Origin of the sequence: Amycolatopsis plumensis (assembly GCF_042652605.1) — a bacterium.
In the GTDB taxonomy this organism is placed as follows: Bacteria; Actinomycetota; Actinomycetes; order Mycobacteriales; family Pseudonocardiaceae; genus Amycolatopsis; species Amycolatopsis plumensis.
On the sequence record NZ_JBHSJY010000001.1, the window covers coordinates 9,647,370 to 9,673,500 of the forward strand.

33 protein-coding genes and 7 pseudogenes are annotated in these 26,131 nt (G+C 64.6%); 24 read left to right on the top strand and 16 right to left on the bottom strand.

The features are described 5' to 3' along the window. Positions 1–371: 371 nt before the first annotated feature. The 4 genes and pseudogenes from ACFPLC_RS46645 to ACFPLC_RS46660 all read left to right on the top strand — a co-directional run. A pseudogene (locus ACFPLC_RS46645) lies at positions 372–620 on the top strand (IS110 family transposase); the annotation flags it as partial. A gap of 771 nt (positions 621–1,391) precedes the next feature. Further along, entirely contained in the window at positions 1,392–2,654 is a 1,263-nt protein-coding gene (gene ltrA, locus ACFPLC_RS46650; protein WP_378235641.1) for a group II intron reverse transcriptase/maturase, read from the top strand. Positions 2,655–2,780: 126 nt separating this feature from the next. Then, positions 2,781–2,903: pseudogene (locus ACFPLC_RS46655) on the top strand (IS110 family transposase); the annotation flags it as partial. A gap of 1,337 nt (positions 2,904–4,240) precedes the next feature. After that, positions 4,241–4,444 carry a hypothetical protein gene (locus tag ACFPLC_RS46660; RefSeq protein WP_378196496.1) on the top strand — a complete coding sequence of 68 codons (204 nt, stop codon included), beginning with the start codon at positions 4,241–4,243 and terminating at the stop codon, positions 4,442–4,444. Positions 4,445–4,532: 88 nt separating this feature from the next. Here ACFPLC_RS46660 and ACFPLC_RS46665 read toward each other — a convergent pair whose 3' ends face one another. From ACFPLC_RS46665 to ACFPLC_RS46675, 3 genes are read right to left on the bottom strand one after another with little or no spacing between them, the layout of a single operon-like run. Further along, the gene (locus ACFPLC_RS46665) at positions 4,533–5,312 is read right to left on the bottom strand and encodes an MFS transporter (RefSeq protein ID WP_378236242.1); all 780 of its coding nucleotides are present in this window, start codon (positions 5,310–5,312) and stop codon (positions 4,533–4,535) included. Continuing rightward, positions 5,240–5,971 (bottom strand): MFS transporter, encoded by a 732-nt coding sequence (locus ACFPLC_RS46670; protein WP_378236301.1) that lies wholly within the window; start codon positions 5,969–5,971, stop codon positions 5,240–5,242. Before ACFPLC_RS46670 ends, ACFPLC_RS46665 begins: the two co-directional genes overlap by 73 nt. A 13-nt stretch (positions 5,972–5,984) precedes the next feature. Next, positions 5,985–6,746, bottom strand: a complete 762-nt coding sequence (locus ACFPLC_RS46675) for an SDR family NAD(P)-dependent oxidoreductase (protein WP_378196499.1) — start codon at positions 6,744–6,746, stop codon at positions 5,985–5,987. Positions 6,747–6,817: 71 nt separating this feature from the next. On the opposite strand from ACFPLC_RS46675, the gene ACFPLC_RS46680 reads away from it, so the two are divergent. Next, entirely contained in the window at positions 6,818–7,339 is a 522-nt protein-coding gene (locus ACFPLC_RS46680) for a winged helix-turn-helix transcriptional regulator (RefSeq protein ID WP_378196979.1), read from the top strand. Positions 7,340–7,824: 485 nt separating this feature from the next. On the opposite strand, the gene ACFPLC_RS46685 is transcribed toward ACFPLC_RS46680, so the two are convergent. Then, a complete protein-coding gene (locus ACFPLC_RS46685) occupies positions 7,825–8,304 on the bottom strand; it encodes a cupin domain-containing protein (protein ID WP_378196501.1) in 480 nt (159 codons plus the stop codon). A 77-nt stretch (positions 8,305–8,381) separates the two neighbouring features. Here ACFPLC_RS46685 and ACFPLC_RS46690 point away from each other — a divergent pair, with 77 nt between their 5' ends. Together ACFPLC_RS46690 and ACFPLC_RS46695 are read left to right on the top strand one after the other, a co-directional pair. Continuing rightward, complete coding sequence (locus tag ACFPLC_RS46690) at positions 8,382–8,828, top strand: MarR family winged helix-turn-helix transcriptional regulator (protein WP_378196503.1); 447 nt, start codon at positions 8,382–8,384, stop codon at positions 8,826–8,828. Between the two features lie 89 nt (positions 8,829–8,917). Then, entirely contained in the window at positions 8,918–9,253 is a 336-nt protein-coding gene (locus ACFPLC_RS46695) for a hypothetical protein (protein ID WP_378196506.1), read from the top strand. An 81-nt stretch (positions 9,254–9,334) separates the two neighbouring features. Here the strand turns inward: ACFPLC_RS46695 and ACFPLC_RS46700 are convergent, their stop codons facing one another. Beyond that, the gene (locus tag ACFPLC_RS46700; RefSeq protein ID WP_378236243.1) at positions 9,335–9,778 is read right to left on the bottom strand and encodes a MarR family winged helix-turn-helix transcriptional regulator; all 444 of its coding nucleotides are present in this window, start codon (positions 9,776–9,778) and stop codon (positions 9,335–9,337) included. A 171-nt stretch (positions 9,779–9,949) separates the two neighbouring features. Between ACFPLC_RS46700 and ACFPLC_RS46705 the strand changes: the two genes are divergently transcribed. Further along, on the top strand, positions 9,950–10,903 hold the full coding sequence (locus ACFPLC_RS46705) for an NADP-dependent oxidoreductase (RefSeq protein ID WP_378196512.1): 954 nt from the start codon (positions 9,950–9,952) through the stop codon (positions 10,901–10,903). A gap of 803 nt (positions 10,904–11,706) precedes the next feature. Here the strand turns inward: ACFPLC_RS46705 and ACFPLC_RS46710 are convergent. Together ACFPLC_RS46710 and ACFPLC_RS46715 are read right to left on the bottom strand one after the other, a co-directional pair. Continuing rightward, positions 11,707–12,477, bottom strand: a complete 771-nt coding sequence (locus ACFPLC_RS46710) for an IclR family transcriptional regulator (protein ID WP_378196515.1) — start codon at positions 12,475–12,477, stop codon at positions 11,707–11,709. A 183-nt stretch (positions 12,478–12,660) separates the two neighbouring features. After that, positions 12,661–12,798: a hypothetical protein gene (locus tag ACFPLC_RS46715; RefSeq protein WP_378235642.1), complete on the bottom strand. Its 138-nt coding sequence runs from the start codon at positions 12,796–12,798 to the stop codon at positions 12,661–12,663. 117 nt (positions 12,799–12,915) lie between these two features. Between ACFPLC_RS46715 and ACFPLC_RS46720 the strand changes: the two are divergent. The 5 genes and pseudogenes from ACFPLC_RS46720 to ACFPLC_RS46740 form a co-directional block, all read left to right on the top strand. Further along, positions 12,916–13,638 (top strand): annotated as a pseudogene (locus tag ACFPLC_RS46720) (CoA transferase subunit A); the annotation flags it as partial. 45 nt (positions 13,639–13,683) lie between these two features. Continuing rightward, positions 13,684–14,344, top strand: a pseudogene (locus ACFPLC_RS46725) (3-oxoacid CoA-transferase subunit B). A gap of 119 nt (positions 14,345–14,463) precedes the next feature. Then, positions 14,464–14,619: a hypothetical protein gene (locus ACFPLC_RS46730; RefSeq protein WP_378235643.1), complete on the top strand. Its 156-nt coding sequence runs from the start codon at positions 14,464–14,466 to the stop codon at positions 14,617–14,619. Then, positions 14,565–15,014: an epoxide hydrolase N-terminal domain-containing protein gene (locus ACFPLC_RS46735; protein ID WP_378236244.1), complete on the top strand. Its 450-nt coding sequence runs from the start codon at positions 14,565–14,567 to the stop codon at positions 15,012–15,014. Before ACFPLC_RS46730 ends, ACFPLC_RS46735 begins: the two co-directional genes overlap by 55 nt. 5 nt (positions 15,015–15,019) lie before the next feature. Beyond that, the gene (locus tag ACFPLC_RS46740; RefSeq protein ID WP_378236245.1) at positions 15,020–15,268 is read left to right on the top strand and encodes a hypothetical protein; all 249 of its coding nucleotides are present in this window, start codon (positions 15,020–15,022) and stop codon (positions 15,266–15,268) included. A 144-nt stretch (positions 15,269–15,412) separates the two neighbouring features. Here ACFPLC_RS46740 and ACFPLC_RS46745 read toward each other — a convergent pair whose 3' ends face one another. The 4 genes from ACFPLC_RS46745 to ACFPLC_RS46760 form a co-directional block, all read right to left on the bottom strand. Continuing rightward, a complete protein-coding gene (locus ACFPLC_RS46745) occupies positions 15,413–15,721 on the bottom strand; it encodes an AMP-binding enzyme (protein WP_378236246.1) in 309 nt (102 codons plus the stop codon). A 154-nt stretch (positions 15,722–15,875) separates the two neighbouring features. Then, positions 15,876–16,115 (bottom strand): hypothetical protein, encoded by a 240-nt coding sequence (locus ACFPLC_RS46750; protein ID WP_378236247.1) that lies wholly within the window; start codon positions 16,113–16,115, stop codon positions 15,876–15,878. Between the two features lie 52 nt (positions 16,116–16,167). Continuing rightward, on the bottom strand, positions 16,168–16,329 hold the full coding sequence (locus tag ACFPLC_RS46755; RefSeq protein WP_378236248.1) for a hypothetical protein: 162 nt from the start codon (positions 16,327–16,329) through the stop codon (positions 16,168–16,170). A 142-nt stretch (positions 16,330–16,471) separates the two neighbouring features. Continuing rightward, on the bottom strand, positions 16,472–16,813 hold the full coding sequence (locus tag ACFPLC_RS46760; RefSeq protein ID WP_378236249.1) for an AMP-binding protein: 342 nt from the start codon (positions 16,811–16,813) through the stop codon (positions 16,472–16,474). Between the two features lie 375 nt (positions 16,814–17,188). On the opposite strand from ACFPLC_RS46760, the gene ACFPLC_RS46765 reads away from it, so the two are divergent. After that, entirely contained in the window at positions 17,189–17,944 is a 756-nt protein-coding gene (locus tag ACFPLC_RS46765) for an AMP-binding protein (protein WP_378236250.1), read from the top strand. After that, on the top strand, positions 17,935–18,945 hold the full coding sequence (locus tag ACFPLC_RS46770) for a non-ribosomal peptide synthetase (protein ID WP_378236251.1): 1,011 nt from the start codon (positions 17,935–17,937) through the stop codon (positions 18,943–18,945). The genes ACFPLC_RS46765 and ACFPLC_RS46770 overlap by 10 nt, the downstream gene beginning before the upstream one ends. Before the next feature lie 32 nt (positions 18,946–18,977). Here the strand turns inward: ACFPLC_RS46770 and ACFPLC_RS47565 are convergent, their stop codons facing one another. After that, entirely contained in the window at positions 18,978–20,150 is a 1,173-nt protein-coding gene (locus ACFPLC_RS47565) for a cytochrome P450 family protein (protein ID WP_465251646.1), read from the bottom strand. A 218-nt stretch (positions 20,151–20,368) separates the two neighbouring features. Here ACFPLC_RS47565 and ACFPLC_RS46785 point away from each other — a divergent pair, with 218 nt between their 5' ends. From ACFPLC_RS46785 to ACFPLC_RS46815, 7 genes are all read left to right on the top strand, one after another. After that, complete coding sequence (locus ACFPLC_RS46785) at positions 20,369–21,112, top strand: thioesterase II family protein (RefSeq protein WP_378236254.1); 744 nt, start codon at positions 20,369–20,371, stop codon at positions 21,110–21,112. Next, positions 21,109–21,333 carry a hypothetical protein gene (locus ACFPLC_RS46790; protein ID WP_378195856.1) on the top strand — a complete coding sequence of 75 codons (225 nt, stop codon included), beginning with the start codon at positions 21,109–21,111 and terminating at the stop codon, positions 21,331–21,333. Before ACFPLC_RS46785 ends, ACFPLC_RS46790 begins: the two co-directional genes overlap by 4 nt. Before the next feature lie 274 nt (positions 21,334–21,607). Beyond that, the gene (locus ACFPLC_RS46795; RefSeq protein ID WP_378236302.1) at positions 21,608–21,985 is read left to right on the top strand and encodes an aminotransferase class I/II-fold pyridoxal phosphate-dependent enzyme; all 378 of its coding nucleotides are present in this window, start codon (positions 21,608–21,610) and stop codon (positions 21,983–21,985) included. Beyond that, positions 21,948–22,268 carry an aminotransferase class I/II-fold pyridoxal phosphate-dependent enzyme gene (locus ACFPLC_RS46800; protein WP_378236255.1) on the top strand — a complete coding sequence of 107 codons (321 nt, stop codon included), beginning with the start codon at positions 21,948–21,950 and terminating at the stop codon, positions 22,266–22,268. The genes ACFPLC_RS46795 and ACFPLC_RS46800 overlap by 38 nt, the downstream gene beginning before the upstream one ends. Next, positions 22,154–22,558 (top strand): aminotransferase class I/II-fold pyridoxal phosphate-dependent enzyme, encoded by a 405-nt coding sequence (locus ACFPLC_RS46805; protein ID WP_378236256.1) that lies wholly within the window; start codon positions 22,154–22,156, stop codon positions 22,556–22,558. The genes ACFPLC_RS46800 and ACFPLC_RS46805 overlap by 115 nt, the downstream gene beginning before the upstream one ends. 21 nt (positions 22,559–22,579) lie before the next feature. Beyond that, positions 22,580–22,792 (top strand): hypothetical protein, encoded by a 213-nt coding sequence (locus ACFPLC_RS46810; RefSeq protein WP_378195850.1) that lies wholly within the window; start codon positions 22,580–22,582, stop codon positions 22,790–22,792. Further along, on the top strand, positions 22,789–23,010 hold the full coding sequence (locus ACFPLC_RS46815) for an MbtH family protein (RefSeq protein ID WP_378195847.1): 222 nt from the start codon (positions 22,789–22,791) through the stop codon (positions 23,008–23,010). Before ACFPLC_RS46810 ends, ACFPLC_RS46815 begins: the two co-directional genes overlap by 4 nt. A gap of 243 nt (positions 23,011–23,253) precedes the next feature. Here ACFPLC_RS46815 and ACFPLC_RS46820 read toward each other — a convergent pair whose 3' ends face one another. After that, positions 23,254–23,400 (bottom strand): hypothetical protein, encoded by a 147-nt coding sequence (locus ACFPLC_RS46820; protein WP_378236257.1) that lies wholly within the window; start codon positions 23,398–23,400, stop codon positions 23,254–23,256. A gap of 219 nt (positions 23,401–23,619) precedes the next feature. On the opposite strand from ACFPLC_RS46820, the pseudogene ACFPLC_RS46825 reads away from it, so the two are divergent. Continuing rightward, a pseudogene (locus ACFPLC_RS46825) lies at positions 23,620–23,745 on the top strand (ABC transporter ATP-binding protein); the annotation flags it as partial. A 364-nt stretch (positions 23,746–24,109) separates the two neighbouring features. Here the strand turns inward: ACFPLC_RS46825 and ACFPLC_RS46830 are convergent. The 3 genes and pseudogenes from ACFPLC_RS46830 to ACFPLC_RS46840 form a co-directional block, all read right to left on the bottom strand. Then, positions 24,110–24,588 (bottom strand): annotated as a pseudogene (locus ACFPLC_RS46830) (NDP-hexose 2,3-dehydratase family protein). Further along, entirely contained in the window at positions 24,563–24,919 is a 357-nt protein-coding gene (locus ACFPLC_RS46835) for an NDP-hexose 2,3-dehydratase family protein (protein WP_378236258.1), read from the bottom strand. The pseudogene ACFPLC_RS46830 and the gene ACFPLC_RS46835 overlap by 26 nt, the downstream one beginning before the upstream one ends. Next, positions 24,900–25,365 (bottom strand): annotated as a pseudogene (locus tag ACFPLC_RS46840) (NDP-hexose 2,3-dehydratase family protein). Before ACFPLC_RS46840 ends, ACFPLC_RS46835 begins: the two are co-directional and overlap by 20 nt. Between ACFPLC_RS46840 and ACFPLC_RS46845 the strand changes: the two are divergent. Further along, on the top strand, positions 25,315–26,082 hold the full coding sequence (locus ACFPLC_RS46845) for a hypothetical protein (RefSeq protein ID WP_378236314.1): 768 nt from the start codon (positions 25,315–25,317) through the stop codon (positions 26,080–26,082). The pseudogene ACFPLC_RS46840 and the gene ACFPLC_RS46845 overlap by 51 nt on opposite strands. The last annotated feature ends 49 nt before the right edge of the window (positions 26,083–26,131 follow it).

Below are 26,131 nucleotides of genomic sequence, written 5' to 3' on the forward strand. Positions count from 1 at the left end.
GACTGTGACGAGTCACGCCGCGTGCGGCGGACGAGCTGCTATCAAGCCAATCAGGTAGGCCAGACCGACGCCGACGCTCCAGCAGACATCTCGGGGGCACGGCAAACCATCACTATCGCCAGGTCAACGCAACCGGCTTCCTGTGGGCCTTCGGCGCCATTTCCCGACCTGGACCTGCCAAGGACCACTACGACCGACGACGCGCCCGCGGCGACCGCCACGCCGCCACCCTGCGGCACCTGTTCAACCGCATGCTCGGCCAGCTCGTTCACTGCCTGCACACCGGCCAGACCTACGACCCGATCAAGGCCTTCGGCGAACCAGTGCACCCTGCCGAAGCCACCGCAGCTTGACAGTTAGCGAGATCGGAGGTCTCGATGCCCGGCATCGGAGTCAGGACCGCCGCCCGCATCCTCCTCGAAGTCGGCGACGCCTCCCACTTCGCCACCTCCGGGCACCTGACCGCTTACGCCGGCATCGCTCCTGTCACCCGCAGCTCCGGAACATCGATCAAGGGCGAGCACCCTGCCCGGACCGGCAACCGCCAGCTCAAACGAGCGTTCTTCTCCGTCTTCGCCGTCCTGGCCGACCCGACCAGCCGGGCCTACTACGACCGCAAAGTGCGCCACGAGGCGCTTGATGTTCGAGTGGAGGTGAGAGACCTTCGCCGCCCGGCCGTCGCAGCGGCCGGGTTGAAGCTGGGAGCAGCCCGATCCGGGGAACGCCGGGGAGGGTGGGAAGCAGCTCCGACAACGTCGGGACGCGCCAGCACTGCCAGATGGTGCGGGTCCGGCTAGCGAGGCCAGAGGGTACAGCGCAAGCAAACCAGTGGTTGACGCCCCGTAAGCGTCGTACCGGCTCCAACCTGGCGGATGCGGGCCGGGATGCAGTGCGCGGTTCCTGTTTTGCGAGGGAATCGACTCCGAAGCCATGTTTCCCAAGTGGCGAGGAGGCCACGCTGACAGTCTGCGGCGTAGGCGTGGCGATGCTGCCGGGGTAGAGCTGGGTGCCTGCCTGGCCGATCGAACACCGAGTGAACGTGGGAACCGCCCTCGCTCGCCCTCCCCGCTGGGCAGCCAGCCCGGCGGCGGGCAGGTCCGTTGCCGACCGATGGGCGTGGGGCGGGACGGAGGTCTCGTAGTACTCCGAGCCGGGGAAAGCCCGGCACATGGGGAAGGAGACCAGCAAGTCAGCAAGGAGGATGCTGGAATGCCGGGAGGCCACGGGTGAACACCCGCGATCCGGAATCGGTCCTGTATTGGGCTGAGCGCCGGGTACTGGAGATCCAGACCAAACTGCACCGATGGGCGACCGACGATCCTCAGCGTCGGTTCGACGATCTGTTCAACCTCGTCACCGACCCTGCTTTCCTTTTGGTGGCATGGGATCGAGTGCGGAGCAACAAGGGGTCGCGCACGGCCGGAGTGGACGGCAAGACCGTCCACTACATCGAAGCCGTTACTGGGGTCGAGGAGTTCCTCGACCAGCTTCGCTGCCAGCTCAAGCAGCGCAGCTTCCGCCCGGTTCCGGTCCGGGAACGGATGATCCCGAAGGCGAACGGCAAGATGCGCCGCCTGGGCATCCCGACCACGGCCGACAGGGTGGTCCAAGCGGCCCTGAAGCTGGTGTTGGAACCGATTTTCGAGGCGGATTTCCACCCGTGTTCCTACGGGTTCCGCCCCGGACGAGGGGCGCAGGACGCGATCGCCGAGACATGGTTCCTGGCCAAACACTCCTACGAGTGGGTGGTCGAGGGCGATATCGAGGCATGCTTCGACATGATCGACCACACGGCCCTGATGGACCGGGTGCGCCGTCGTGTCGGAGACAAACGCGTGCTGGGCCTGGTGAAGGCGTTCCTGAAGGCTGGCATCTTCAATCAAGACCGGCAGTTCAGGAACACCGAGACCGGCACTCCGCAGGGAGGCATCCTCTCGCCGCTGCTGGCCAACATCGCCCTGTCGGTCCTGGACGAGTACTTCGCCCAGGTCGAGGGCGGCCCGGCCACCCGCGAGTGGGAACGCCAGAAACGACGGCGGCGGGGCCAGGCCAACTACCGGCTGATCCGGTATGCGGATGACTTCCTGGTCATGGTGTCCGGCGACCGCGAGCACGCCGAACAAGCGCGTGACGTGGTGGCGGCGGTCCTGGCGCCGATGGGCCTGCGTCTGTCGGAAGCCAAGACGATGATCACCCACATCGACGAGGGCCTCGACTTCCTCGGCTGGCGCATCCAGCGCCACCGCAAGCGAGGCACTGACAGGCAGTACATCTACACCTATCCGGCCAAGAAAGCCCTCAAGGCCGTCATGGCCAAGGTCAAGATGATCTGCCGGCAGAACAACAACGAGCCCTTGGCGGCCCTGCTGCGCCGGCTCAACCCGGTGCTGCGGGGCTGGGCCACTTACTTCCGGGCCGGGGTGTCCGCCTCGACATTTCAGTACCTGTCCAAGTACGCCTGGGAACGGGTAATGGGATGGATCAGGCGCAAACACCGCAAGATCACCTGGAAGGAACTTCGACGCCGCTTCTGCGGCGGCGAATGGTGGCCCACCGACGGTCAGTCCTACCTCTTCGACCCCGGCCGGATGCGGATCATCCGCTACCGCTACCGGGGCACGAAGATCCCGACACCGTGGACCGCCACGAGCTGAGGACCACCGGCTACCCGGCCGGGACTTGTGGAGAGCCCGGTGCTCAGCAATGGGCACGCCGGGTTCGGCGGGCGGCCCGAGGAAACGGACCAGTCGAAAGACCGGCACCGCGCCTCGGGCCGACCCAACCGAGCGGAAGGCAAGAAACACAACGCCGCCCTCATCTGCCTGGCCCGCCGACGCTACGACGTCCTTCACGCCATGCTCCGCAACCGCACCCACTACCGCCACCCCGAACCAACACCGGCCCCGGTGCGGCTCGACAAACCCCAAGGTACTCCCCGCAGACGCCGTCGCTCGGCCGAAATCCATGCTGCGAACCGTCCTGTACGATCACCCGATCAGCAGCAGCCGGCATACTGGAGACGTTCGCGCGGAAAACATCACCACGGTGAACACCTCCGGTGTCGGGATACGGCGTGCGCGGCGCGAGAGTCATCGACACTGAAATTATTGCGGGCGAATTGGTTACGATTTGTCCGCACACGGACAACGAAAGTCCGCCCGTCGTGGCTGAAGCCACGACGGGCGGACTTTCTTGCCCAGAAACCGCAGAACGTGGGGGGAACGTCACGGTAACCGAGCCGCATCGGCAGCAATCTGCTGCTGCCGTAATGGCACTGTCGGAAACCTGCCCGTGAAGGGCAATCGACAGCTTTGTCTTTGGCGTTTACCGGACGGTGGCGTCCAGGCTATCCCTACGAACCGAACGTCACGCTGAGCGCTTGGACCCACACCTTCGAACCAGGAGCGATTCGCGTCACAGACCCGGCACAAGCTTCCTGAGTGTAGGCCCACGCATAGGAGTCAGTCTGGTTGTCGGCCCACGTTTGTCCCACGGTGCCGGAGAAGAGAGCATGACAAGGCGCCGGAGCCGGGTTCTGGAGCACTGTCTGTCCATACTTGAAGTAGTCGGTGGCAGCGACGTCGTCGGAACCGGCAGCCGCCGCAAGAGCCGACTCAGGCGACAGTAGTGTCGCAGCAAAACCGACGGTCACGATAGCCACTGTCTTTGACACACGCGCAGATAGGCTAATCATCAAATCTCCCCAGAGCGGAGTCAAAATAGAGTGTAGCGCTTGATACAAACCGAGACCGTTGGGCGTGCAGAACGACGTAGCAATCCGTCATGCAAGCCTTCCATCACTGTGCGACAGGGCCCCACTCCGACAGTGTTAGCGCCAGCTGCGGTAGCCGTTCCTTCAGCATGCTACTGATACCCCTATCGGCTCACTGGCGGAGCACAAGTCCCGGATTGTCGATCGACGACAACCTATCGTTGCCCGGGTCGATTAGACAACTGCCTTCAGTCAATATTGAACTTTGCGTGAGGCTCGTCGACGATCTGGGTCGTCAAGGTCTCCCGAGACCGCGGCGCGCAGCCACCCTGAAGGTTCTCCCTCCGGAGCCGCGACCTGCGTCAACCCCGACGACGCACCAGGTCCGGCTAAACCTCCCGTGGGCCGGACAAGAGGACCCACCCTCGGCCGCGGCCTCTGTCGGTCGACAGCCCGACACAAACAGATGGGAGCACCACACGTGTGTCGGCACGTCTAGACCTAAACGGCTCCGAAGTACACGTCGATATGAACTACCTGGCAACCATCAATCACGAGATGTTCGACATTGCAAAATTGTTTCCCGTCATGCCTCCTCGCATGGTACCGGACAAGAGCATGGCTGCCATCCAACGCCAATTGATCAATCTCAAAAGCGAGCAACTGCTCATGAAACGGCCAACACCTTTTCAGGAACACATTTCGATCTATGCAATCATCGTGCGGGCTTGAGAAGGTGAAATCGCTGGCTATAATCTTTTCGACAAGCGATCGATTACTTGTCTCGTATGCTCGATAGTAGCTTCGAATCAGCTCCGACTTACTGGCTTCCACTTAGTTTCCTTTTGGACTTGGTGGCCGGCAACGCCAGCGCGGCAATCAATCCTGCGGCGGCAAGCAAGGCTGCCGCACTGAACGCTGCCCGGTATCCAGTCGTCAATGCACCGAGTTCGCGTACCGGTCCGAGGCATGCACTTGCCACCGTAGAAAGAAAAGCCACGCCGAGGGCGTTACCCACGGTGAACGAGGTCGTTTGCAGTCCGGATGCCGCTCCGCTGTCGTCCTCGCTTGCTCCGCTCAGCGACGCAATCGAACCGGCCACGTAGGACGCCCCCATCCCCAGCCCGAAAAGCACCAACGCAGGCAGCAAGTCTTCCAGGAAAGTGCCGTTCACCCGGACCGTGCTCAAAAGAATGCATGCGGCCCCGATGAGCACCATCCCGGCACAGGCGACCCTTCGAACCCCGATCCGGCCGATGAAGTGCTGAGCGGCGTAGGACGCGGCGATCGACGCCACCGTCATGACCGCCAGCGCGAGGCCGTACTCGATCGCAGTGTAGTTCAACACCTCCTGAGCGTAGAGCGTAAGGACAAGTAACAGCCCGTCGACGGCCGCTCCCGCCACCAGCATGATTACATTCCCTGCGGCGAGCGCCCGCTGCCGCAGCATCACCAAAGGCACCAAGGGAGTGACCGCTCGGATTTCCACGATAATGAAGGCAGCAAAAAGAACAACGGCTAATGCAGTCAGTCCGAAAGTCTCGGTGCTCGCCCAGCCGACCTGAGGCCCTTCAGTGACCACATAGACAAGCGACAACAAAGCGCCCGTGATGGTAACCGCCCGGCGAAGTCGAGACGGCTACCTGGCACCGAAGACTCGGAACGTCGATCAGCACTGATAACCAGAGGCGCTACCACAAGCGTCCCGATACCGATGGGAACGTTGAGGAAGAAAATTGATCTCCACCCCAGTGCCTCGCTTGCCACGCCACCGACCAGCAGTCCGACGGTGGCGCCAACGCCACCAATCATCGACCAGATCCCGAGCGCCTTGTTACGTTTCTGTTCGGATGTGAAGACAGTACTGACCAGTGCGAGCGCTGCCGGCGTCAAGAGAGCCACTGACGAGCCTTGGAGGATCCGTGCCGCGATCAATGCAATGTCCGACCACGCGAAACCCGCCATTGTCGATGAAACGGTGAACAGCAACGTTCCCGTCATGAACATCCGGCGGCGGCCCAGTATGTCGGCCAGTCGGCCACCCAGGATCAGGAGTCCTCCTGCGGGAAGCGCCGCCGCAGCGAAGATCCATTGGATCGTGTCGTCGGCGAAACCGAGCTCTGCTGCCATCATGGGCGCGGCCGCGAACACAATGGTGGAGCCAAGCACCACGACCAGGAAAGCAGAACAGAGCAAGGCGAGAGCAAACCAATCGCGTCGCGTGGCGTCGCGTCCGGTCGGTGTCAGGTTCCCAGACATGCCGAGCACGCCGCTATGCAGCCGGCCCCAGCCACTGGCCGCCGCTTACATCCACCGTGACCCCGGTAACCCATCGTGCTTCGTCGGACGCGAGAAAGCCGACGACGTCGGCGACATCGACAGGGGTTCCGAGGCGACCGAGCGCAATTGTGGAGGTCACGGCCGCCTCGATCTCGGGACTGCCATGGACCCAAGAGCCCAACGCAGTGTCGACGATGCCCGGCGAGATCGTGTTGACTGTGATGCCGCGCGGACCGAGGTTTTGGGCAAGGGTGTGACCCATCACCTCCAATGCCCCTTTCGCCATGGCGTAGTGCAGGAACGGAGACGCGATTCGGGTCACAGCCGATGAGATCGTGATGATGCGACCACCGTCGGCAATTAGGGGCAGCACGCCCTGCACAAGGAAAAAGGGTGCCCGCACGTTGACGGCGAAGCTGTGGTCGAACTCTTCCCGGGTGACTGTGTCCAACGGGCTTCCCGCCAGCATCCCGGCGTTGTTGACGAGTATGTCCAAGCAACTTTCGCCAAGGGCAGCCTTGAGCTCGACGAGCACCTTCTCCACGTCGCCGTCGACTCCGAACTCTGCCTGCACGAGGAAACCCTGACCGCCACGGGCTTCGATGGCGGCAAGGGTCTCTTTCGCGCCGGCTTCATCATGCCCGTAGTGGACGCCGACCAGGGCTCCAGCCTCTCCCAATCGCTCGGCCGAAGCCCTGCCGATACCGCGCGATGCGCCCGTGACCAGCGCGGTCTTCCCGTCAAGTGATGTCATCTCACACTCCACTTCTGATTTGCAACTAGTACGACTGTAGTAGTGGTAGTAGTATTGCGCAAGTGAGGAAGATGCAGGAACGTCACGCGCGACGGTCGGGTTGCCCGATCAACCTGTCGCTCGAGGTCGTAGGAGACGCGTGGTCGCTGTTGATCGTGCGCGACCTCGCTTTCGGCGGGGTACGCCACTTCAACGAGTTGCTCCGCTCGGAGGAGGGGATATCGCCGAGCGTGCTGGCCGATCGCCTCCGGAGGCTCACCGACGCCGGAATGATCAGCGTCGGCGAGGACCACTCACACAAGCAGAAGTCGATCTACAGTCTCACGGAGATGGGGATCGAGCTGGTGCCAGTGCTCGTGCGCCTCGGTCATTGGGGGCGCCGGTACCTCAACGCGACGGACGAGTTGAGCGTCCGGATCGAGGTCCTAGAGCGCGGTGGGCCGGCCATGCAGGAACAGTTCTTGGATGAGCTGCGATGCAGCCACCTCGGGCAAGCCCTTGAGAAGCGATCAGGTCCGACCGTGAGTGAGCAGTTAGAAGATGCCTATCGAACACTGGTCGCCGAAAAAGCAAATCCGCCTGAAGCAGGCTAGCGACTGAGCAGGGTGGGCAGTCGGGCTCAAGCCGCGCTCCGCTGAAGCCAGTCACCGCAATCCGGTTGGATGCGCCCGGCGCACGGGGGAACGCCCGGCTGCATGGCGCCTGATCGATCCCTCAGGGGAATGGTCGGGCGATTGTGCACGAGCAGAACGACGCAGGGCGCTCAAATACTTGCTGTCCCTCGGGCCCGGTTGCGAGAGGCAGGTCTTCATGCTTCACACCACGCGGCTGGGACACATGGGCAAGATGGTCCTCACCCAATCCCCAGGAGCAAGCAGCTCCCAGCGAGCCTGCCAGGGTAGCCGTGTCTTGCAGACGTCGCGCCCCCGCCGGGACGTCGCCAGCCTCCGTCGTTCTGTTCAGTCCCGGCGGCGGGACGCCCTGACCTACTACACCGGTTCCCGAGCAGTGCCCAAGCAAGTGCGCTGAGTCGTCTTCTCCACACCTTCAGCAGCGCATCCTGGCAGCGCACTGCAAGTCAACGCGAGCCGCTTTCCGTGTTCCACTCTGGAGCATCCACGAAGTGGACATCGTACTCTTCGTGGATTCGTGCCACTCCATCCTCCGGCAGCTCTCCGCTGAGGATCTTCGGCAGCAACCGGAAGTAGCCGAATCGCTCAACACCCGGCACCAACGTAATGAAGACGTCAGCGAAAGTCTCCTCCGGGGCAGCGAACGCGTGCCGCACCCCCGCGGGTACGACAGCAAGGCCACCCTCGTGCAAGGTGACCAACTCGGTTCCCACCAGCATCAGCAGCTCGCCGCCGAGCACGTAGAACGCTTCCGCCGACTTCCGGTGGTAGTGCGGTTTGGTGCCCGGCTCACCGGCTCGAAGGAAGAGCCGATTGGCGCCGAGCAATCCTCCCGTATCGCTGCTGTCAGCCAATAGCCACAGAGCGGGGTTCTCGATGGTTTCCGCGTCCTTCGCCTGCACGACCCAGGCTTCGTCCAGCTTCATATCGCCTCGCAAACTAGTTGACAGGTTCAACCGAAGTACGGTGGATAGTTGAAGCCGTCAACTGCTAGGCTTCGTGGGTGACCAGATGGCTCAACTCCGAGCAGCAACGGAACTGGCGAGCGTTCATCGAGGGATCCATCCGGTTCATCGACAAGCTCGACCAGGCCCTGCAGGCCGCACACGGACTGTCCTTGGCGGAGTACGAATTACTGGTCCGACTGTCCGAAGCGGACGAGGGATCGATGCGGATGGCAGATCTCGCCGCGTCGGCCTACTACTCCCGCAGCCGGCTGTCTCATCGCATCCGGGGGCTGGAGAACCGCGGTCTGATTCATCGGGAGCGGAACTCCGGCGACAAGCGTGGAGTGATTGCGCAGCTCACCGAGACAGGATATGAGACTGTGCGCAGCGCAGCGCCGGACAACCTGCGTACTGTCCGGGAGCACTTCATCGACGTGGTCGATCCGGAAGACCTCCGCGCCGTCGGCCGAGCCCTGCGAGCCGTCACAGACCGGCTCGACTGAGACCGATCCGCGTCCGCCATGGACACCGAGCGCACTCCAGTGCGTGGAATTCGGGTCCCCGGCCACGTCGGGCGAAGTACGGTTCGAGGATGGAAAAAGTGCCAGAAGGCAGCTCTGTTACCCGCATCCGGTGGCTCAACACGCCCGACAAGTACGACAGTCCACTCCGGTTCGCCGACTTGGCACTTGCTCGCGCTTACGCAACGTCGGGCGTGATCACCGCCGAGCTCGAACTGGCCACGCCTGATGGCCGGATGATCGCCATCGCCGGCGGGGTGGCCACCGCCGACTCCATCTGGCGCGAGTCGCCGCGGCAAGACCCTGGTGTTCTGCCGGCATGGGGCGCGCAACTCGTTACGATCGAGGTCAGGGACCACGTGTTCGCCAACCCCGACGGCGGCCAGTGGGTCCTGATCGCCGATTGAACGACGAAGACACGCGGCCATGATGCCGTGTTGCCACACTTCCGACCTCGGGTCGGTTCCCTTCGTCCTCGACTTTCCCAGTCAGTGTTCGACGTCGCCGGAGAGGGGAGATTGCCGCAGCATCGCCCGGATGAGCAGGTCGAATGCCTGGGTGATGGTGCGGCGCTCGCCTTCCGTGAGATCCGACAGCAACCTGTTCTCGGTGGCGAGGCGGCGGGGGAAGACCTCGTCGACAAGGGCGATGCCTTCAGGGGAAAGCCGGATCAGGCTGGCGCGGCGGTCGGCCGGATTCGGATCGCGGTTGATGAGCTCCCGCCTCTCGAGCTTGGCCAAGATGTTGCTCATCGCTGCCCGGGAGCAGCCGCGAAGCATGGCGAGGCCGCGGGCGATCATCGGTTCCTCCGCGTGCCGCATGATCACCAGGACGTCCAGTTCAGCGGCGCTGAGTGGGCCGCCGCCGTGCAGTGAGTCCATCTCCAGGTCGTAGAGAGCTTGCAGTCGCCGGAGCCGTCCGAAGACCTCCATGCCTTCCAGATCGAGGCCCGCCGGGCGGCCCGCCAGAGCGACGCCACCTCGCCCGACGGTGTGACAGGGATCAATATGCACCTCAAACTGTTAACCCATGAACTAATGTCTGACTATCTTAACCTTGTGCCGCGGCACCGCACGGGTTGACCTCGATCGAAAGGCGTAGCCATGGAGCAGACAGTGGTCGGTATCAGCGAGTTCGGTGGTCCGGAGGTGCTTCGGCTCATGACGGCGCCCACGCCTCGGGTGCTGCCGGGAGACATCCTCGTCCGCGTCCACGCGGCCGGAATCAACCCGGTCGACTGGAAGACGCGGGCAGGCGCTCCCACCCCGGCCGCCGCGGCATTGGGAAAGTCCCCGTACATCCTGGGCTGGGACGTGTCGGGCGTGGTCGAGGAGGTGGGGAAGGGTGTACATCTGTTTCGGGAAGGCGACGAGGTCTTCGGCATGCCGTGGTTCCCCCGCCCCGCCGGGGCCTATGCCCAGTTCGTCGCCGCACCGGCGAGCCATTTCGCGCTCAAGCCGCGGAGTCTGGACCACGTCCATGCCGCAGCGATTCCGCTCGCCGGCCTGACCGCGTTGCAGGCCCTCACCGAAGCCGCCGACGTCCGGCCGGGTGACAGAGTCCTCGTCCAGGCTGCGGCGGGCGGGGTCGGACACCTGGCAGTGCAGCTCGCTAAGCACATCGGTGCGCACGTGATCGGCACAGCACGGGCCCGTCACCACGAGTGGCTGCGCAGCCTGGGTGCCGACGAGCTCGTGGATTACAGCGCTGTTCAGTTCGAGGAAGTGGTCGCGGACGTCGACCTGGTCATCGATCTTGTCGGCAGCACCGCTGTCCGATCGCTTTCAGTGCTCCGCCGGGGCGGTGTGCTCGTGCGCGTGGCACCGGGATCCCCGCTGGAACTGCTCGAGCAGGCGGCGCAGCGTGGGGTCCGGGTCAGCCCGGAGATTCTCGTCGCCCCGGATGGGCCTGGGTTGCGCCGGCTCGCCGGGCTGGTCGATGAGGGGAAGCTGTCTGTCGAGGTGGAGAAGACCTTTCCCTTGACCGAAGCAGCTGCGGCGCACCGTCTGGGCGAGGAAAACCACGTCGCCGGGAAGCTAGTGCTCAGGGTCGGATAGGCGTCCGGAGGTCACCCAGCCCAGCGAAACCCTATCCCGCCGACGGCGCATGCCTACGCTGCCGGCGACAACCCGAGCCGCCTCGGCCAGCCACTCCCGCGCCGGCTGTCGCCGCTGAGGGATGACCGACGCGATCATTAGGCAGTCGTCGAACCTCAGCTGTTTTATGTCCAGTTGAAACATCTACTGGCGCCAGCACGGCGAATGGTACGCTGAGTATATCCCTATGACATTAACACTTTTATCGAACTCAGCCTCTCTGACGCGAGCCTGACCCGTCATCTACTCGGCCAGAAATCCGGAAGTATCATCGATGCAATTCATGGTCCTCAGCCTCCGCAAAACCGAAGAATTTACAAGTGCCGACTTCGACGAAGTAATCCCACACGAGACCGATCAGGTTCGTCAACTTTACGCCGATGGTGTGGTACGCCAAATTTGGCTGCGCGGAGACTTGGCAGGCGCTTGCTTGTTGATCGAAGCTCCCGACGAAAACACTGCGAACTCCGTGGTTGACGCGCTTCCCATGGCCCAGTCAGGTCTTTCGGAGTTCTCGGTCATACCACTGCATCCGTACCGTGGATTCGGGCCACTCTGAGCACTCGGCAAGCGGCAGTTGATCGATCGGATCCGGTGGCGGGTGCGCACCGATGCGTCGTGCCAGGACATGCCGGCGGGATACGGGTTCCCGGGTTACACGCTTTGGGCTTTCGACCATGTGCTTCAGGTGGTCAGGGCGTGAAGCACGGCAGCGGCGCGGTATGCCACGATCAGCCTGATGACCTCGTCCGGTTGACCGGGGGTTACCGGTGTCGCACTTGTAGTGTCTTGGTCAGCTGGTGGGCTTCCTCGAGCAGAAGGGCACCGAGCTCAGGACGGCGCTGTTCATGGAAGCGGGACTCGATGCCCGTGAGGGTCAGAGCCCATGCGGGTTCGCCAGCATGGTCGAACACGGCGGCAGCCATGCCCCAGCTGCCTTCGACGACCAGTCCTGGGTTGACGGCGTATCCAAGCTCGCGGGTGCGGGCGATCCGCTCGCGGACTGCGTCCGCCGTGTACTGCGGGCCCCAGTGGATCGTGAGATCCGTTCGGCGGAGGTAGGCGTCGATTTCGCGGTCTTGCAGCATTGCCAGCACGACCTGGCCAGCCGAGACGACGCCGAGGGGGAACCGGGCGCCTTCGAAGAGCACGAACGTGCGAATCGGGAAGGAGCCGTCCTCGCGGAGCAGGCACACCGTTTCCTCGCCGCGGCGGGCGGAGAAGAAGGCGCTCTCGCCGGTCGCGGCGGCGAGCCGGTGCACGCTGTCGCGAGCGTGCTGGGTGACGTCGTAGCGGGATGCGGCAACTCCACCCAGCAGGTATAGCTCCGGTCCGAGGTACCACTGCCCGGTTCGGTGGTTCCTGTCCACGTAGCCTTCGTCCGCCAGCGCCACGAGCAGCCGGTGGGTGGTGGGGCGGGCCAGCGCGCTCGCGCGCGCGATCTCGGAGGTCGACGCGCCGCTGCGCTGTGCGGCCGACAGCGCGCGCAAGACTGCGGCGATCCGGCCGATCACGCTTGGAGAAGGAGCAGCCATGTCTTCGATCCTACGTTCACTCAGTGAACGCACTGCTCGCCCCTGTTCATCTGTCGAGAACTTCAAGTCGCACCTTCTGCCACTCTTGACCGGTGGTCGTGGCCCGAAGTTGACTACTGAGGCGTTCACTGAACAGACCAACAGGAGGTTGATGCCTTCTCAGGTCAGCTTCGTGCGTCCGAATTAGGCGCCGTAGCCGGCCGGTACCGACTCGCTGCTCGGCGTGATCACCATCGCGTTGACCGTGCGCGACCCGCCACGCAGTACTACGACGCCGCCGACCAGTCGCCGGCAACACCCGACTGCGCTGCGCGAAGGCATCAACCTCGTACAGACGCTCACCGCGGTTTGGCAGCTACCCGTTTCCAGCGCACAACCGGCAGCTTCGCCACTGATCGCTGCGCTCGCTGGCTTACCGCAATCCCTAGGAGAAGAGGCATGGACAAGGTTGTCACAGCCGAACAAGCATTGGCCGGAATCGCCAACGGCGCGACTCTCGCTGTCGGCGGATTCGGTCTCTGCGGCATCCCCACCACCCTGATCGAGATCCTCCACAAGCTGGAAGTCCACGACCTGCGTGTGGTCTCGAACAACTGCGGGATCGACGACTGGGGGCTCGGAATCCTGCTGGCCGATCGGCGGATCAGCCGCGTCACGGGTCCTACGTCGGGAGAACAAGGAGTTCGCACGTCAGTACCTCGGCGGCGAACTCGAGGTCGAACTCTGCCCCCAGGGCACACTCGCCGAACGTTTGCGCGCCGGTGGATCCGGCATTCCGGCGTTCTTCACCCCGGCGGGTGTGGGGAGCCAACTCGCCGACGGCGGACTGCCATGGCGGTACGCGCCCGACGGCTCGGTCGCTGTTGCGTCGCCTGCCAAGGAGACCCGTGAGTTCGGCGGCATCACGCACGTTCTTGAGGAGGCCATTGTCACGGACTTCGCGCTCGTCTGCGCCGCCAAGGAGACCGGCACGGCAACCTCGTGTTCGAAAAGTCCGCGCAGAACTTCAACCCGCTGTGCGCGATGGCGGGCCGAGTCACCGTCGTCGAGGTCCAAGAGCTGGTCGAACCCGGTGAGCTCGACCCAGCCGAGGTTCACCTGCCCGGCGTGTTCGTCCAGCGCGTCGTGCACACCTCACCTCTCGAAAAGCGCATCGAAAAAAATCACCGTGACGGAGGTGGACCGATGAGTCTCACCCGCGCCCAGATGGCCGCCCGTGCGGCCGCCGAGTTGCGTGACGGCGAGTACGTCAACCTCGGCATCGGGCTGCCGACACTGATACCCAACTTCCTGCCCGAAGATGTGCACGTCGTGCTGCACAGTGAGAACGGCATCCTGGGCACCGGGCCCTACCCGGCGCCCGACGCGATCGACCCGGACCTGATCAACGCCGGCAAGGAAACGGTGACGGTCCGCCCGGTGCGTCGTACTTCGACTCCGTCTCATCTCTTCGGCATCATCCGCGGCGGCCACCTCGACGTCGCCGTCCTGGGCGCGATGCAGGTTTCTGAACGCGGTGATCTGTCGAACTGGCCGTGCCGGCAAGATGGTGAAGGGCATGGGTGGGGCGATGGACCTCGTCCACGGAGCCAGGCGAGTTATCGTGCTGATGGAGCACACCGCCAAAGACGGCTCGCCGAAGATCCTCCGCGAAAACACCTTGCCCTACACCGGGCTCCGTGTGGTGAATCGGATCATCACCGACCTCGCCGTCATTGACGTGGCAAGCGACGGGCTGGTTCTGGTCGAGACAGCGCCCGGTGTCACCGAGGACGAAGTTCGCAGCCCACGGACGCTCCGTTGCGCTAAGGATGACGCCGTAGCCATGCGCCGCATCTTTGGGGAGCCGGTACGGCCGCACGAGTAGCCTCCAGGGAGCCGCGCGCCGCTAACCCCGATCGCCCAGTCGTCGAGGGCAGAGCCGCCTCGACGTGATCGCACCTATTGCGGAAGCCGCTCTTCCGCAATAGCTCCTAACCTCGTTGCATGACCTCACGCCAGCAGATTCATTCCTTCCGCATCGAGATCCCGCAGACCGCCGTCGAAGACCTCCAAGCCGCCTCGGCGCCGGCCGTTTCGCCGCCGAGGTGCCGGGCGACGCCGCTGCCGACTGGGGTCGAGGTGTCCCTGCCGACTACCTGAAGGAGCTGGCTGACTACTGGCGCTCCGAGTTCGACTGGCGGGCGCAGGAAGCGGCCCTCAACGCCTTCCCGCAGTTCCACACCGAGATCGACGGGCAACGAATCCACTTCTTGCACGTCCGCTCCCCTGAACCGGGCGCCGTGCCCCTGCTGGTCACGCACGGCTATCCGAGCTCGATCGCCGAGTTCACGCACATCCTTGGTTTCCCTGACCGATCCCCGAGCCCATGGAGGCGACCCTGCCGACGCGTTCCACGTGGTGGTGCCCTCCTTGCCCGGCTTCGGCTTCTCGACCCCCCTCGCGTCAGGAGGCTGGGAGCTGGGCCGCACCACGGAAGCGTTCGCCGAACTGATGAACCGGCTCGAGTACGACCGGTACGGGGTGCAGGGCGGTGACATCGGTGCCGGCATCACGGGCCGGCTGGCCGCAACCCGGGCCGGGGAACGTCATCGGAGCCCACGTCAACAGCGACCGCGGTGCGCTGGGGATGGTGGGCGAACAGCTTCCGCTCCCGGACGACCTGACAGCCGGCGAGCAGGCGGTGGTCGAGCGAGCGCAGGCTGCCTGGAAGGAGGAACGGTCGGGGTGGGCGCAGGCCCGCAGGAGGGGTCAAGGCTGGCCGGAGGCCACCCGGAGGGCTTGGCCTTGACCCCGGCGAGGACGACGCCCATGCTCGCGCGGCGAGGGGGGAGCCGAACTCGGAGCCCGGCGCGGGGGTCTCATGCCGCCTGTCTGCCGGCGCCGGGCGGGGTGAAGGCGGCCATGGCGCGCAGTGCGACCTTGTCTGCCTTACCTACCGGCGTGCGGGGCAGTTCGGAGACGGACACGAGCTTGTCGGGATCTTGTAGGTCGCGAGACCGCGGTCTCGCAGGAATACCTTCAGGGCTTGGAGCTCGATGCTCTGGTCCCGCAGCACAACGAATGCGTAAGTGCGCTCACCCAGTACTGCGTCCTCGACCCCCACGACCGCCGCGTCCCGGACGCCGGGATGCGCCATGAGCTGTTCCTCCAGGTCCTCGACCGGAACCTTGTCGCCAGCCCGGTTGATCACGTCCTTGAGCCGGCCGACGACGACGATGTTGCCGTCCGGCCTACGTCGCACCAGGTCCCCGGTCCGGAAGAACCCATCCGACGTGAAGGAGTCGGTGTTCTCCTGTTCGGCACGGTAGTAGCCGCGTATGGTGTACGGACCTCGCGTCAGCAGCTCACCTTCGACGTTGTCCGGTACGTCGTGGCCGCGTCGTCTACAACCCGGATTATTCGTCGTCGGGAGCCATTGGACGGCCCTCGGTGTTGAACCTCACCTCATCCGGGTCGTCAAGCCGAGTGTAGGTGAGGAGCCCTTCGCCGACACCGAACCACTGACTCAGGTCGCAGTGCAGGAACTCGCGCGCTTCCTCGGCCTGCACTGGTGTCAGCTTCGAACTGCCGATCTGCAAGTGGACGCCGGAAAGGTCGACAGGCGTCCGCTGCGCGTAGTCGATCCAAAGCCGCACGGTTCCCGTACCAACGTCGTGAGCGTGACCTGCTCCGCACGGATGAGCCCGATCAGCTCCGCCAGCCGAGAATTCGGGCGAGTAAGACCTTGCCACCGACGAGCAGCGTTCCGAACAGCCCAGGGCAACCGAGCGCGGCGTTGTGGGCGACCGGGTTCACGGCTAGGTACGTCGACGTAGTGTCGACCCGGAGCGCGTCCGCGGCAGCCAGCATGTTGTACGCGTAGTCGTTGTGCGTGCGGGGGATCAGTTTCGGCCGGCCAGTCGTCCCGCGGAGAGCAGGAAGAAAGCCGGCTCGGACGGATCGACCTGCGGATACCGCGTCTCCGGCGCGCTGTCGGCGAGCTCGTTCGCAATCAGCACATGCTCGACCTCTGGGACGTCTTGCTGCACCTCTTGGCGAGTTGCCGGTAGTCGAAGCCTCGGAACTCGCTCATCACGATCAGTGCGACGGCGCCGGACTGCGAGGCCAGGTGAACGAGCTCGTGCTTGCGATGCCCCGGCAGAGCCAGCACCGGAATGGCACCCAGCCGGAACAACGCGAAAACCACGGTCGCGAACTCCGGCACGTTCGGCAACTGCACGACGACCCGATCGAGCGGGCCAATCCCACGAGCTACGAACTGCCGGGCTACGAGGTCGGAGCGGGCTGCGAGGTCCGCGTACGTGAGCCGCTGCTCGCCGTACACGAGGGCCACCTTGGTGGCATGTTCGGCGCAGGCCGCCTCCAGGAGCTCGCCCAGCGATCGCTCTTGCCAGTAACCCTGGCGGCGATACTGCTCGGCGAGTCGTCGGCCAGGAAACGCAGCCTTCGAGCATCTCGGCTCCCGATCAGACTAGATATCGAATTGAGGATCAGCGGTGCGACAGGCCACCGGTCTTCACCATCTGGCATCCGCCGCCGTCAGGCAATCGTGCTGACAGAGACGCGACAGGAGTCCCGTGGGGGTTTTGACGTGGCCCGGCGCTGTCCTGTCTCTGTCAGTTCGATGGTCGTCATCGGCCTGGGCTTCTAGGGTCCGTAGCAGGGGCGGTGTCCCTTCCAAGAGTCGGCTGATCCAAGGAGTTGAACCTTGTCCACGGTTCCGGAGTTGTTCGAGTCGACTGTTGCCCGCTTCCCCGACCAGCCCGCGGTCATCTTCGGTGACACTTGTTTGAGTTACGCCGAGCTGAACACCCACGCGAACCAGCTGGCCAGGCGCTTGGTGGCCCTGGGAGTCGGGCCGGATTCCTTGGTGGCGGTGGCCATACCGCGTTCGGAAGATTTGATCATCGTGCTGCTGGCCGTGCTGAAGGCCGGCGGCGCGTATCTTCCGCTGGACCCGAACTACCCTGATGATCGGCTGGCGCACGTTATCGACGACGCGGGCCCCGTCCTGGTGATCCGGTCGAGCCGGATTCGCTGCCTGAGTGACGAGGTGGCCGACTACGTGATAGACGACCCTGAACTGCAGGCGGACATCCGAGGTGAGGCGACCGGCGACCTGACTGACGCTGAGCGGCTGTCTCCGTTGTACACATCCCATTTGATGTACGTGATCTACACGTCAGGCTCCACCGGTACGCCGAAGGGCGTGGCGGTGACTCATGCAGGTACGGGCGATATGCTCGCAACTCACGCGCACCGGATCGGCCCGGGCCCTGGTGACCGGGTGCTGCAGTGGGCGTCGATCAGCTTCGACGCCGCATTTTGGGACATCACCCTTGCACTTCTGTCCGGAGCCGCGCTGGTCATGGTGTCCTCAGACGACGTCCTGCCGGGAGACCCGTTGCGGGACACCCTGCTAAGGCACCGGATCACCCACGCGACCTTGCCGCCGTGGCCTTGAGTGCCACTGACGCCGATGGCGTTCTGCTAGGCGGCACGGTGATGTCGACGGGCGATACATGTACGCCGGCCTTGGTCCGCAAGTGGGCACCCGGTCGACGGCTCTTCAACGGTTACGGTCCGACCGAGGTGACTGTCGGCTCCACCCTCAGCGGACCGGTCGATCCGGCTGTCGGCGAGATCACCATCGGGACGCCCTGGCTCGGCGAGACCGTCCAAGTGCTCGACGAGCGTATGCAAGAAGTTGCCGACGGCGCCGAAGGGGAACTGTACCTGGCCGGGCCCGGGCTAGCCCGCGGTTATCTCAACCGTCCGAGCATCACTGCCACCCGTTTTGTTGCCGATCCGCAGGGAGCACCCGGCAGTCGGATGTACCGCTCCGGCGACCGCGGCTCGCGTCGGACTGATGGAGAGATCCTTTTCTCGGGTCGCGCCGATGCACAGGTGAAGGTTCGTGGCTTCCGGGTCGAGCTTGCTGAGGTCGAGGCAGCCTTGGCCGGTCACGCCGCGGTCAAACTCGCCGTCGCTGCGGTGGAAGGAGAACTGGCAGACGCCCGTGTGGTCGCGTACGTGACGACGTCGCCGGGGGAAGAAGTGACCGAGCCGGAGCTGCGCCACCATGTCCGCCGTACGTTGCCGGATCACATGGTGCCGTCGACAATCACCCTGCTCGACCACCTTCCGACGACGCACAACGGAAAGATCGACCGAAGGCGTTTGCGACCGCGCCTCGTCAAGCCCCCTGCCGAACAGCTCAGCTGGCAGGAGGGTATGCCGTACGCCGATGTTCTGTGCGCGATCGTCGCCGAGCTCCTGGGCCTGCCGGTGGTCACCCCAGATCAGAACTTCTTCGAGATCGGTGGGCACTCTGTGCTGGCGACGAAGCTGGCCGCCCGGATCCGACAGGACCTCGGCCAAGATCCCGATACGCTCACTCTTCGAGGCCGGCAGTATCTCGGAGTTGGCGCTAGTGGTGGAGAGGGCCGTCTCACCGACGGCTGAGACGGTCCGCTCACCGAAAGTTGACGGGCAAACTACTGTAGCCGAACAGGAAGTTCGAGTAGATCCGCGACGGATTGCCAGCTAGCTCGATTGAACGCACCGACCCCGCGAGCGAGGACAACAGGGCCCGCAGTTCCGCCCGGCCCAGAAACGCACCGACGCAGAAGTGGGGCCGTGGCCGAAGGTGAGGTGCTTGCTGGACTTGCGTGCCAGGTCGAAGGTTCGCGGATCGGGGAACACTGTCTCATCGTCGTTAGCCGAGGTGTTCCACAAAGTGACGATGTCCCCGGCCCGGATCTTCTGACCGGCGATCTCCAGGTCGATGAGCGCGGTCCGGCAAAGTGCATAGCGGGCGTGACCCAGCGCAGCACCTCCTCGACCGCGTCGTCGAGGGAGGCGGCGCCGGCCCGCAGCGCGGCCCACTGCCCAGGGTTCTCGGCCAGCGCTTTGACCCCTCCGATCGCTGACATCCGGGACGATTCATCGCCGCCCAGGATGAGGCTGTAGCAGTTCAGCGCGACCTCCTCGTCGCTGAGCAGCTCGCCGTCGACCTGCGTGCTCGCGATCATGGTGATGACGTCGTCGCCTGGGTTCTCCCGGCGATGCTTGGCGAGATCCATGAAGTAGGAAACGATGTCGTTGCGGGCGATCAGCGAGTCGAGGTCGTCAACCTCCTCGCTGTCCGCGGACAGGGCCAGCTTGTTCCACTTGAGCAGCTCGGCACGGTCGCCGTCGGGGATTGACAGGAGATCGCAGATCGTCGTCATCGGGATGTGCTCGGCGACCTCGGCGGCGAAGTCGAACGTGCCCACATCAACCACGCTGGCGACCAAACTCCGGGTGCGTTGCTCGACCCGCTCGACCACCGGTCCGAGGACCTTGGGGGAGAACGCCCGCAGCATCAGGTTCCGCAACTGCTGGTGGCGGGGGCGATCGGTGACGGCGAGCATCTTGCCGCTTGCGGAGTCGTTGCCGTGCAGTAGTACGTCGAGCACGGTACCGCGCGCCGAGCTCAGGAATTTGGCGTTGCGGTACGCCGTCTGTATGTCGCTGAACCTGGTGACTACCCAGAATCCCGGCAGGTCGCCGGGGGAGTCGTGCCAGTAGATGGGATGCTGCGACCGAATCTCCTGCCAGTAGTCACGAGGCTCGTGCCGAACAAACGTTGCCGGATCCGTGAGATCGAGAAACTCGCCAGCACCCACCTGCGTCTCCTTCAGCCGACCTTTGTGCGGACAGCAATTGCCAGCGTGACTAGGCGATTCGTCGAGTCCGGGATGTCTTGCGTAGTTCCTTCACCGGTGACTGAGAGCCGAAAGATTTAAGCCTGGCCACCCGCAGAGGTGCAAGGCTCTGATTGAGCATGTCTGCTTGAGCGTTAGGTGGAGGTCATGACTCCTACCGGGGACCGAGGTTGGCTACGGTGGTCGAACGTCATCCCGCGGCCGCGATCCGACTCGTCTGCTTTCCGCACGCCGGTGGTGCGGCCGCGAGCTATGCCGGCTTCGCGAACGAGCTGCCCGCCCAGGCCGAACTGGTGGTGGCCCAGTACCCGGGTCGTGGCGACAGGTTCGCCGAACCCGCCGTGGAGGATGTCCGGCGGATGGCGTCGTCCGTGAGCGCGGAACTCCTGACTCTCGAGCCCCACGCCCCGCTGCTGTTGTTCGGGCACAGTTTCGGCGCTTTGGTGGCCTACGAGACCGTGCTCGCACTGCAGCGCAGCGGAGTACGCCCGGTGCAACTCGTTATCTCGGCGTCGCCCCCGCCGCGGCTGGCCGGTGGAGGGGAAACGCATCTCCATGACGACGACGAACTGTGGTCGATCGTTTGCGGCTACGGTGGAGTCGACCCGGAGATTGCCGCCGACGCCGACTTGCGTGGGGTGCTGCTGCCGATTCTGCGCTCGGACATCAGGGCCAACGAGCTCTACGAACCGCCGGTGAACCCACCCTCGCTCGACTGTCCGGTGATCTGTTACCACGGCATCGGCGATCCACTCGTGAACGAGTCCGAGCTGGTCGAGTGGGGCGAAGTCACCAATGGGTCATTCTCCGTACGTCGTCGCCCGGGTGGGCACTTCCACGTCTTCTCAGCAGTCGGTGACCTGCTCGAGGACGTCTTCGCCGACGTAGCGATCGATGGTCTGCGGCGACGGGCGGTGTCGTGAGCATCGCCGAGCGGGTCAACGCCGACCTGCTCACCGGTACCCCTATGGGCCGGTTCGCGAAGACGACGGAGTGGCCCGCCTACTCGACCCGGACTTCGCCGGCTGGATCATCGGTGCAGCTACCCGTGGTGCGTGATCGCACGACTTCATCCGCCTGGCAGCAGTGTCTCGACCTGACAGTGACCGCGCAACTGACCATGAGTTGGGGACCGAAACGATGAGCCATCCGCCTATTGCCACAGCGATTCCGTCGTCGTCGCTGCACCAGATCTTTCGTGCCGCCGACGCCCGCGCGCTGGCCACCGGGTCACCGGTGACCAGACTTCACGTCGGAGAGCCGTACTTCACCTCCCCTCCAGGTCGCCGAGGCGATCGCGGAAGCTCAGCGGGCCGGCCGGACGTCGTACACCGATGTCGAAGGTCTTCCGGAACTGCGGCGCGCGTTGGCTGCGAAGCTGAAACGGGAGAAACGGCGTCGACGCGCCGATCTCGCGAATCTTCGTTACGCCGGGCTCCTGTCAAGGACTGCAGGCGCTGTTGCTGTCGCTGGCCGAACCGGGGACCGAGATCCTGCTTCCTGATCTGCACTGGCCGATCCATGTGCAGCAGAGCCTGCTCGCGGGGCTGCGCCCGGTGTTCTACTCACTCGACGACATACTTCCGGACCTCGAATCGATCGCCGAGAGGTCGGGACCCAACAGCCGGATCCTTCTGGTGAACTCGCCGGCCAATCCCACCGGCGCGGTACTGGACGCGGACCGGATAGAGGGTCTGCTCACACTCGCGCGCGATCGTGGATGGCACGTGATCAGCGACGAGGCAATACGAGCACTTCGTGTACGAGGGCGACCATCTGTCCCTGGCGGCAAGTGAACGCCAACTGCCCGTGGAGAAGCGGATTGTGCACAGCGTCTTCACCTTCTCCAAGAGCCTGGCGATGACGGGCTACCGGCTCGGCTACGTCGTGCCGGCGACGGACGAGGCAGCCGCCGGGATGAGGGTGGTGCAGGAGGCTGGCATCATCGCTCTCCGCCGACACCGGTGCAGTACGGCGGAATCGCGGCGCTGCAGATGCCCGATGTTGCAGCGGCGAACCGCAAGTTGGTACAGCAGAACAGAGACACCGTGTTGCCCGCACTTCGAGACGCTGGCCTGATCCGCGAACTGCCAGCCGGCGGGTGGTACGCGATGGTGGATATCAGTAGCACCGGTCTGGGAGCAGAGGCCTTCTCCGCGCAGTTGCTCGCGGAACATAGTGTGGCCGTTGTTCCCGGCTCGGGGTTCGGATTACGTCCGCAGCTTGATGATCGAGGCGCTCTGGTGGCGATGGACACCGATTCCCATGCGGACAACCTTGTGCGGATCGCCTTCTGCGTGGAACCAGAGGCTCTCAAGTCGGGTGTGGACGCACTTCTTGCCTTCGTTGACGAGCGGAGGGCGCGGTGAACTCATGAGCTGCTGTTCCAGGTGGAATACGCGACCGACCTCTTCGACAGGTCGACCGTGGAGGCGATCGCGGCATGCTTCGCCAGGGCCGTCGGGCAGATCGTGGCCGATCCGGTAAAGCGGATCGTCCTGGAGTGCACGCACCAAGAAATGTACTGGCCCGACAATGCGGCTGAGATCAGTCGCATTGTCAACGGGCTGTCGACCAACCTCAACTCGGGAGCTGATTCATGACTGTGAACCCCTTCGATGACGACAACGGTGAGTTCTTCGTACTGGTCAATGACGAGGGCCAGCACTCACTGTGGCCGACGTTCGTCGACGTTCCGGCCGGCTGGCAGGTCAAGTTCGGTCCGGCGGCGCGAGCCGAGAGCCTCGCCTATGTCGACGAGAACTGGACCGACATGCGGCCGCGAAGTCTGCAGGAAGCGATGGCGGCCGACAAGGCGTAACGCGGCGAGCAGCCGAGCGCTGCCCCGGACCGTCCAGGATTGGATGCGTATACCGGTCAGGTCCGTAGAAGTGCGATCAAGGCGGGTCGGGCATGGCTGCTCGCGACGTGAGTGACGTCTGGGCGAGTGCTGCCGCCCGGGCGGGCCGGTCATGCTGCCGCGACGACTCACGTGCCAAGTGCCGGTGGAGTTTCTGACCGATGAGCAGACGGAGTCGTACGGCACGTTTCGAGTGGAGCCGACTCATCCGGAGTCGGAGCGGCTGCGCCGGCCGCGGACGCGCTCGACCGGGACGGCGATGGCGCGGGCGCTGGATCGGGTCAACGAGATCTCCGGGTTCGGGCTGGGGAGAGTGGATGTGTCGCGGGTGCCGGTGAAACGCCTGTCCACGCTGGCGCGCTATGGGATGGCCCAGCAAGGCTGCGGCGCTGGAGCGGGCACCGGAACCACGGCGGATGGCGCTGGTGGCCGCGGTATCCGGAACCTGGAGGCGGCCCGCGATCGACGACGCGCTGGATTTGTTCGCGCTGCTGATGGCCACGCGGTTGATCTCCCCGGCGCGGCGGTCCTCGGAGAAGGAACGGCTGGCGAACCTGCCGGGCTTGGAGCTTCCGTCTGCGTTCGGCTGGCGAGGTCGAGGTCCTGGACGTCGACCCTGCACACGCGGACGAGCGGTGGCGGGCCAGGATCGGCATCGTCCTACAGTCCTGGCGCGACCACGGGACCTGGCAGGTGACAAGTACGCCCAGACCTACCTCGGCGGTCTCCTACTCGCAAGCACGATAGTAGGCGTGTCTCTTATTCTGGGAAGCGGTGCGGCAGATCATGATCGTAGCGCGTGGCGGCCCCGTGCCATTGGTTCACGTGGCCGAATGCCCGCTCGATGGTGTTGCGCTACCACCGCCACCCTCACGCGCACGACGATCCCGGGCACACCAGTTGCCCAGCGTGCCCTCGTTGACCCCAACTCCCGCGCCACCTGCGCGATCGGCCCGCGGGCGAGTTCTCAGATGGGCACCGAGCGCCGGCGTCATCGTATGGATGATGCCGACAAGTGGTCTTGTCCCACAGGCCGGCCATGGTCCGGCGGACGACCACTTTACGGTAGCGTCTTCAAGAAGGCCACCAGGCTACGGGCCTGAACGTTGACGTAATGGCTGTGCCTCAGCAGTTCGGCGAGCTGGCCCGCGGCGACCCAAGGTAGTCGGCAGGCAGTAGCTTGGGGAGCGTCTCGTCCGCCTCGATTATCATGTACTGGCTCGCCGCGTTCCGGAACCGGCCACCTTCTTCCGAATGGGAAGCGGCGTAGCGAATCCGCTCGGGGCCGGCTGCCATGACGTAGTCCAAACAGAAACGGTGCGTTGCCCGGAGCGTAGTTGGCGGGAACGCATTGCACGGTGGGGCCGAGCTCGATGGCGCCGAGGAAGCCCTGCCTCCATCGTCGCGCGGACCAGAACGTGCAGGTACGCTGCGGAACTCCGTGACGACGAAAGCCACGATCCCGTAACCGTGCTGCTCGATCAGCGGTTGGTGCCAGCTCGACACCTCGCGGCTACCCGCGCGAACCGACACCCCCACGACACTGAAGAACTGCCGTCACCTCGCGTGATTTCCCAGTCGGTACGGTTCCACTCGGGAGGTCGGTCAGGCGCACCCGTTGTGCGTCGAGTTCGCTGTCGACCTGCCGTTCGGTGAGCCACCTCAGCAACGCGTGCGTGCTTCGGTGCGCGCCGGGCAGGGTGGCGTCACGCGACCACGCGGGCACCGAACTCGCCGGCAGGCAGGACAGCACCGTCCGCGAGTCCATGTTGACGACGTAGTCGCGAGCCAGAAGTTCGTTGATCTGGCCGAGAGTCAGCCAGCAGAAGTCGTGTCCGACCTCGACGTGGTCAGCTACCTCGACAACCATGTTGCGATTGCGCTTGCTGGTAGAACCACGAACCGTGCTCGGACTGAAGCACGTCGACGATCACCTTGCCGCGTCGCGGGCCGATGAAGTGGTGCAGGTAGGCCACCTCGTTGCCGCCGTGCGCCCTGCGGTAATTGCTCTTCGTGGCCTGCACCGTCGGCGACAGTTGCACGAGGTTGACGTTCCCCGGTTCCATTTTCGCCTGCATGAGGAAGTGCAGGACGCCGCCGAACCTCTTGGCGACGATGCCAAGGATGCCGATCTCCGGCTGGGTTGATGATCGGCTGGTGCCACTCCGGCACCGCTCCGTCCGTCGCCGCACCCGCAACCTTCGACCGTGAAGAAACCGGCCGCTGCGGTGGGTCAGATTGCCACTGTCGTCGGCGAACGTCCCAGTGATCGAGTTCGTCGAACGGGACACGCGAGACCTCGAAATCGTGGGCCACAAAGCGTTCTGCCAGCCAGTCGTCGAACTCGACGGTGGACAGGTGGAATCCACGCGTCGTGGCCGCCGACACGGCGAGGTCCGCGGCGATGTCGGCCTCCGATCCCTCCTGCTCCAGCGGGCTCGCCATCACCGCTCCCGACCGTCGATGCGCTCCCGCACGCCGACGTACAGCGCGCGCTTGCTCAGGCGGGCCGGCGATGTGCCACGCGGGGGAGCCGGCGCAGGCGAAGGCGTCAAGGTCCTCCTGCTCGGTCGGCAGCACCACATCGGTCTGCGGACCGGCGCCGGCGAGTTGCATCGACACGAAGACTCCTTCCGAACAGGAGCCGACCGAGGTCATCCGCTCCCGGTCGACCCACGAAGAGGCGAAAACGTCGCCGACTGCGGCAATTTCGTCCGCACCCAACGTCGGCTGGAGGATATTGATCACGCTGTGCGCCTCCCTGGGCACGAGCCTGTCGATCCGGTGCTTAGAGTGTGCGCTCGGGCGTTTGGCAAAGTCGTCTTCCCGAATGCGTCGCGTGACCCGAGCCGCACACGTGTGGTCGACGCATCATCCGCTCGGCGGCCGCGCGCCGAGCGGATGTCGCGGGACGCCCAATCCGAACGGCAGATCGAAGTGATGACCGAGCGCGAAAGATCTTTGTGGACATTCCTGATCGGACTGGTGCGCGCAGACTCGGCGGCCGTCAGACCGATCGCGTCGCCGATGTAGACCGAACGAAGCGGTTCGAGTTCGTACAAGCCGCCGGGCAGTGTCGCAC

Excerpts from the sequence above, each read along its gene's own strand:
- ACFPLC_RS46755 (WP_378236248.1), bottom strand. The coding sequence starts at position 16,329 with ATGCTGGCTGCCGCGGACGCGCTCCGGGTCGACACTACGTCGACGTAC.
- ACFPLC_RS46705 (WP_378196512.1), top strand. The coding sequence starts at position 9,950 with ATGGAGCAGACAGTGGTCGGTATCAGCGAGTTCGGTGGTCCGGAGGTG.
- ACFPLC_RS46685 (WP_378196501.1), bottom strand. The coding sequence starts at position 8,304 with ATGAAGCTGGACGAAGCCTGGGTCGTGCAGGCGAAGGACGCGGAAACC.
- ACFPLC_RS46815 (WP_378195847.1), top strand. The coding sequence starts at position 22,789 with ATGACTGTGAACCCCTTCGATGACGACAACGGTGAGTTCTTCGTACTG.
- ACFPLC_RS46715 (WP_378235642.1), bottom strand. The coding sequence starts at position 12,798 with ATGCCTTCGCGCAGCGCAGTCGGGTGTTGCCGGCGACTGGTCGGCGGC.
- ACFPLC_RS46660 (WP_378196496.1), top strand. The coding sequence starts at position 4,241 with ATGAACTACCTGGCAACCATCAATCACGAGATGTTCGACATTGCAAAA.
- ACFPLC_RS46695 (WP_378196506.1), top strand. The coding sequence starts at position 8,918 with ATGGAAAAAGTGCCAGAAGGCAGCTCTGTTACCCGCATCCGGTGGCTC.
- ACFPLC_RS46680 (WP_378196979.1), top strand. The coding sequence starts at position 6,818 with ATGCAGGAACGTCACGCGCGACGGTCGGGTTGCCCGATCAACCTGTCG.
- ACFPLC_RS46700 (WP_378236243.1), bottom strand. The coding sequence starts at position 9,778 with ATGGAGGTCTTCGGACGGCTCCGGCGACTGCAAGCTCTCTACGACCTG.
- ACFPLC_RS46675 (WP_378196499.1), bottom strand. The coding sequence starts at position 6,746 with ATGACATCACTTGACGGGAAGACCGCGCTGGTCACGGGCGCATCGCGC.
- ACFPLC_RS46835 (WP_378236258.1), bottom strand. The coding sequence starts at position 24,919 with ATGGTTGTCGAGGTAGCTGACCACGTCGAGGTCGGACACGACTTCTGC.
- ACFPLC_RS46710 (WP_378196515.1), bottom strand. The coding sequence starts at position 12,477 with ATGGCTGCTCCTTCTCCAAGCGTGATCGGCCGGATCGCCGCAGTCTTG.
- ACFPLC_RS46670 (WP_378236301.1), bottom strand. The coding sequence starts at position 5,971 with ATGTCTGGGAACCTGACACCGACCGGACGCGACGCCACGCGACGCGAT.
- ACFPLC_RS46730 (WP_378235643.1), top strand. The coding sequence starts at position 14,464 with ATGACCTCACGCCAGCAGATTCATTCCTTCCGCATCGAGATCCCGCAG.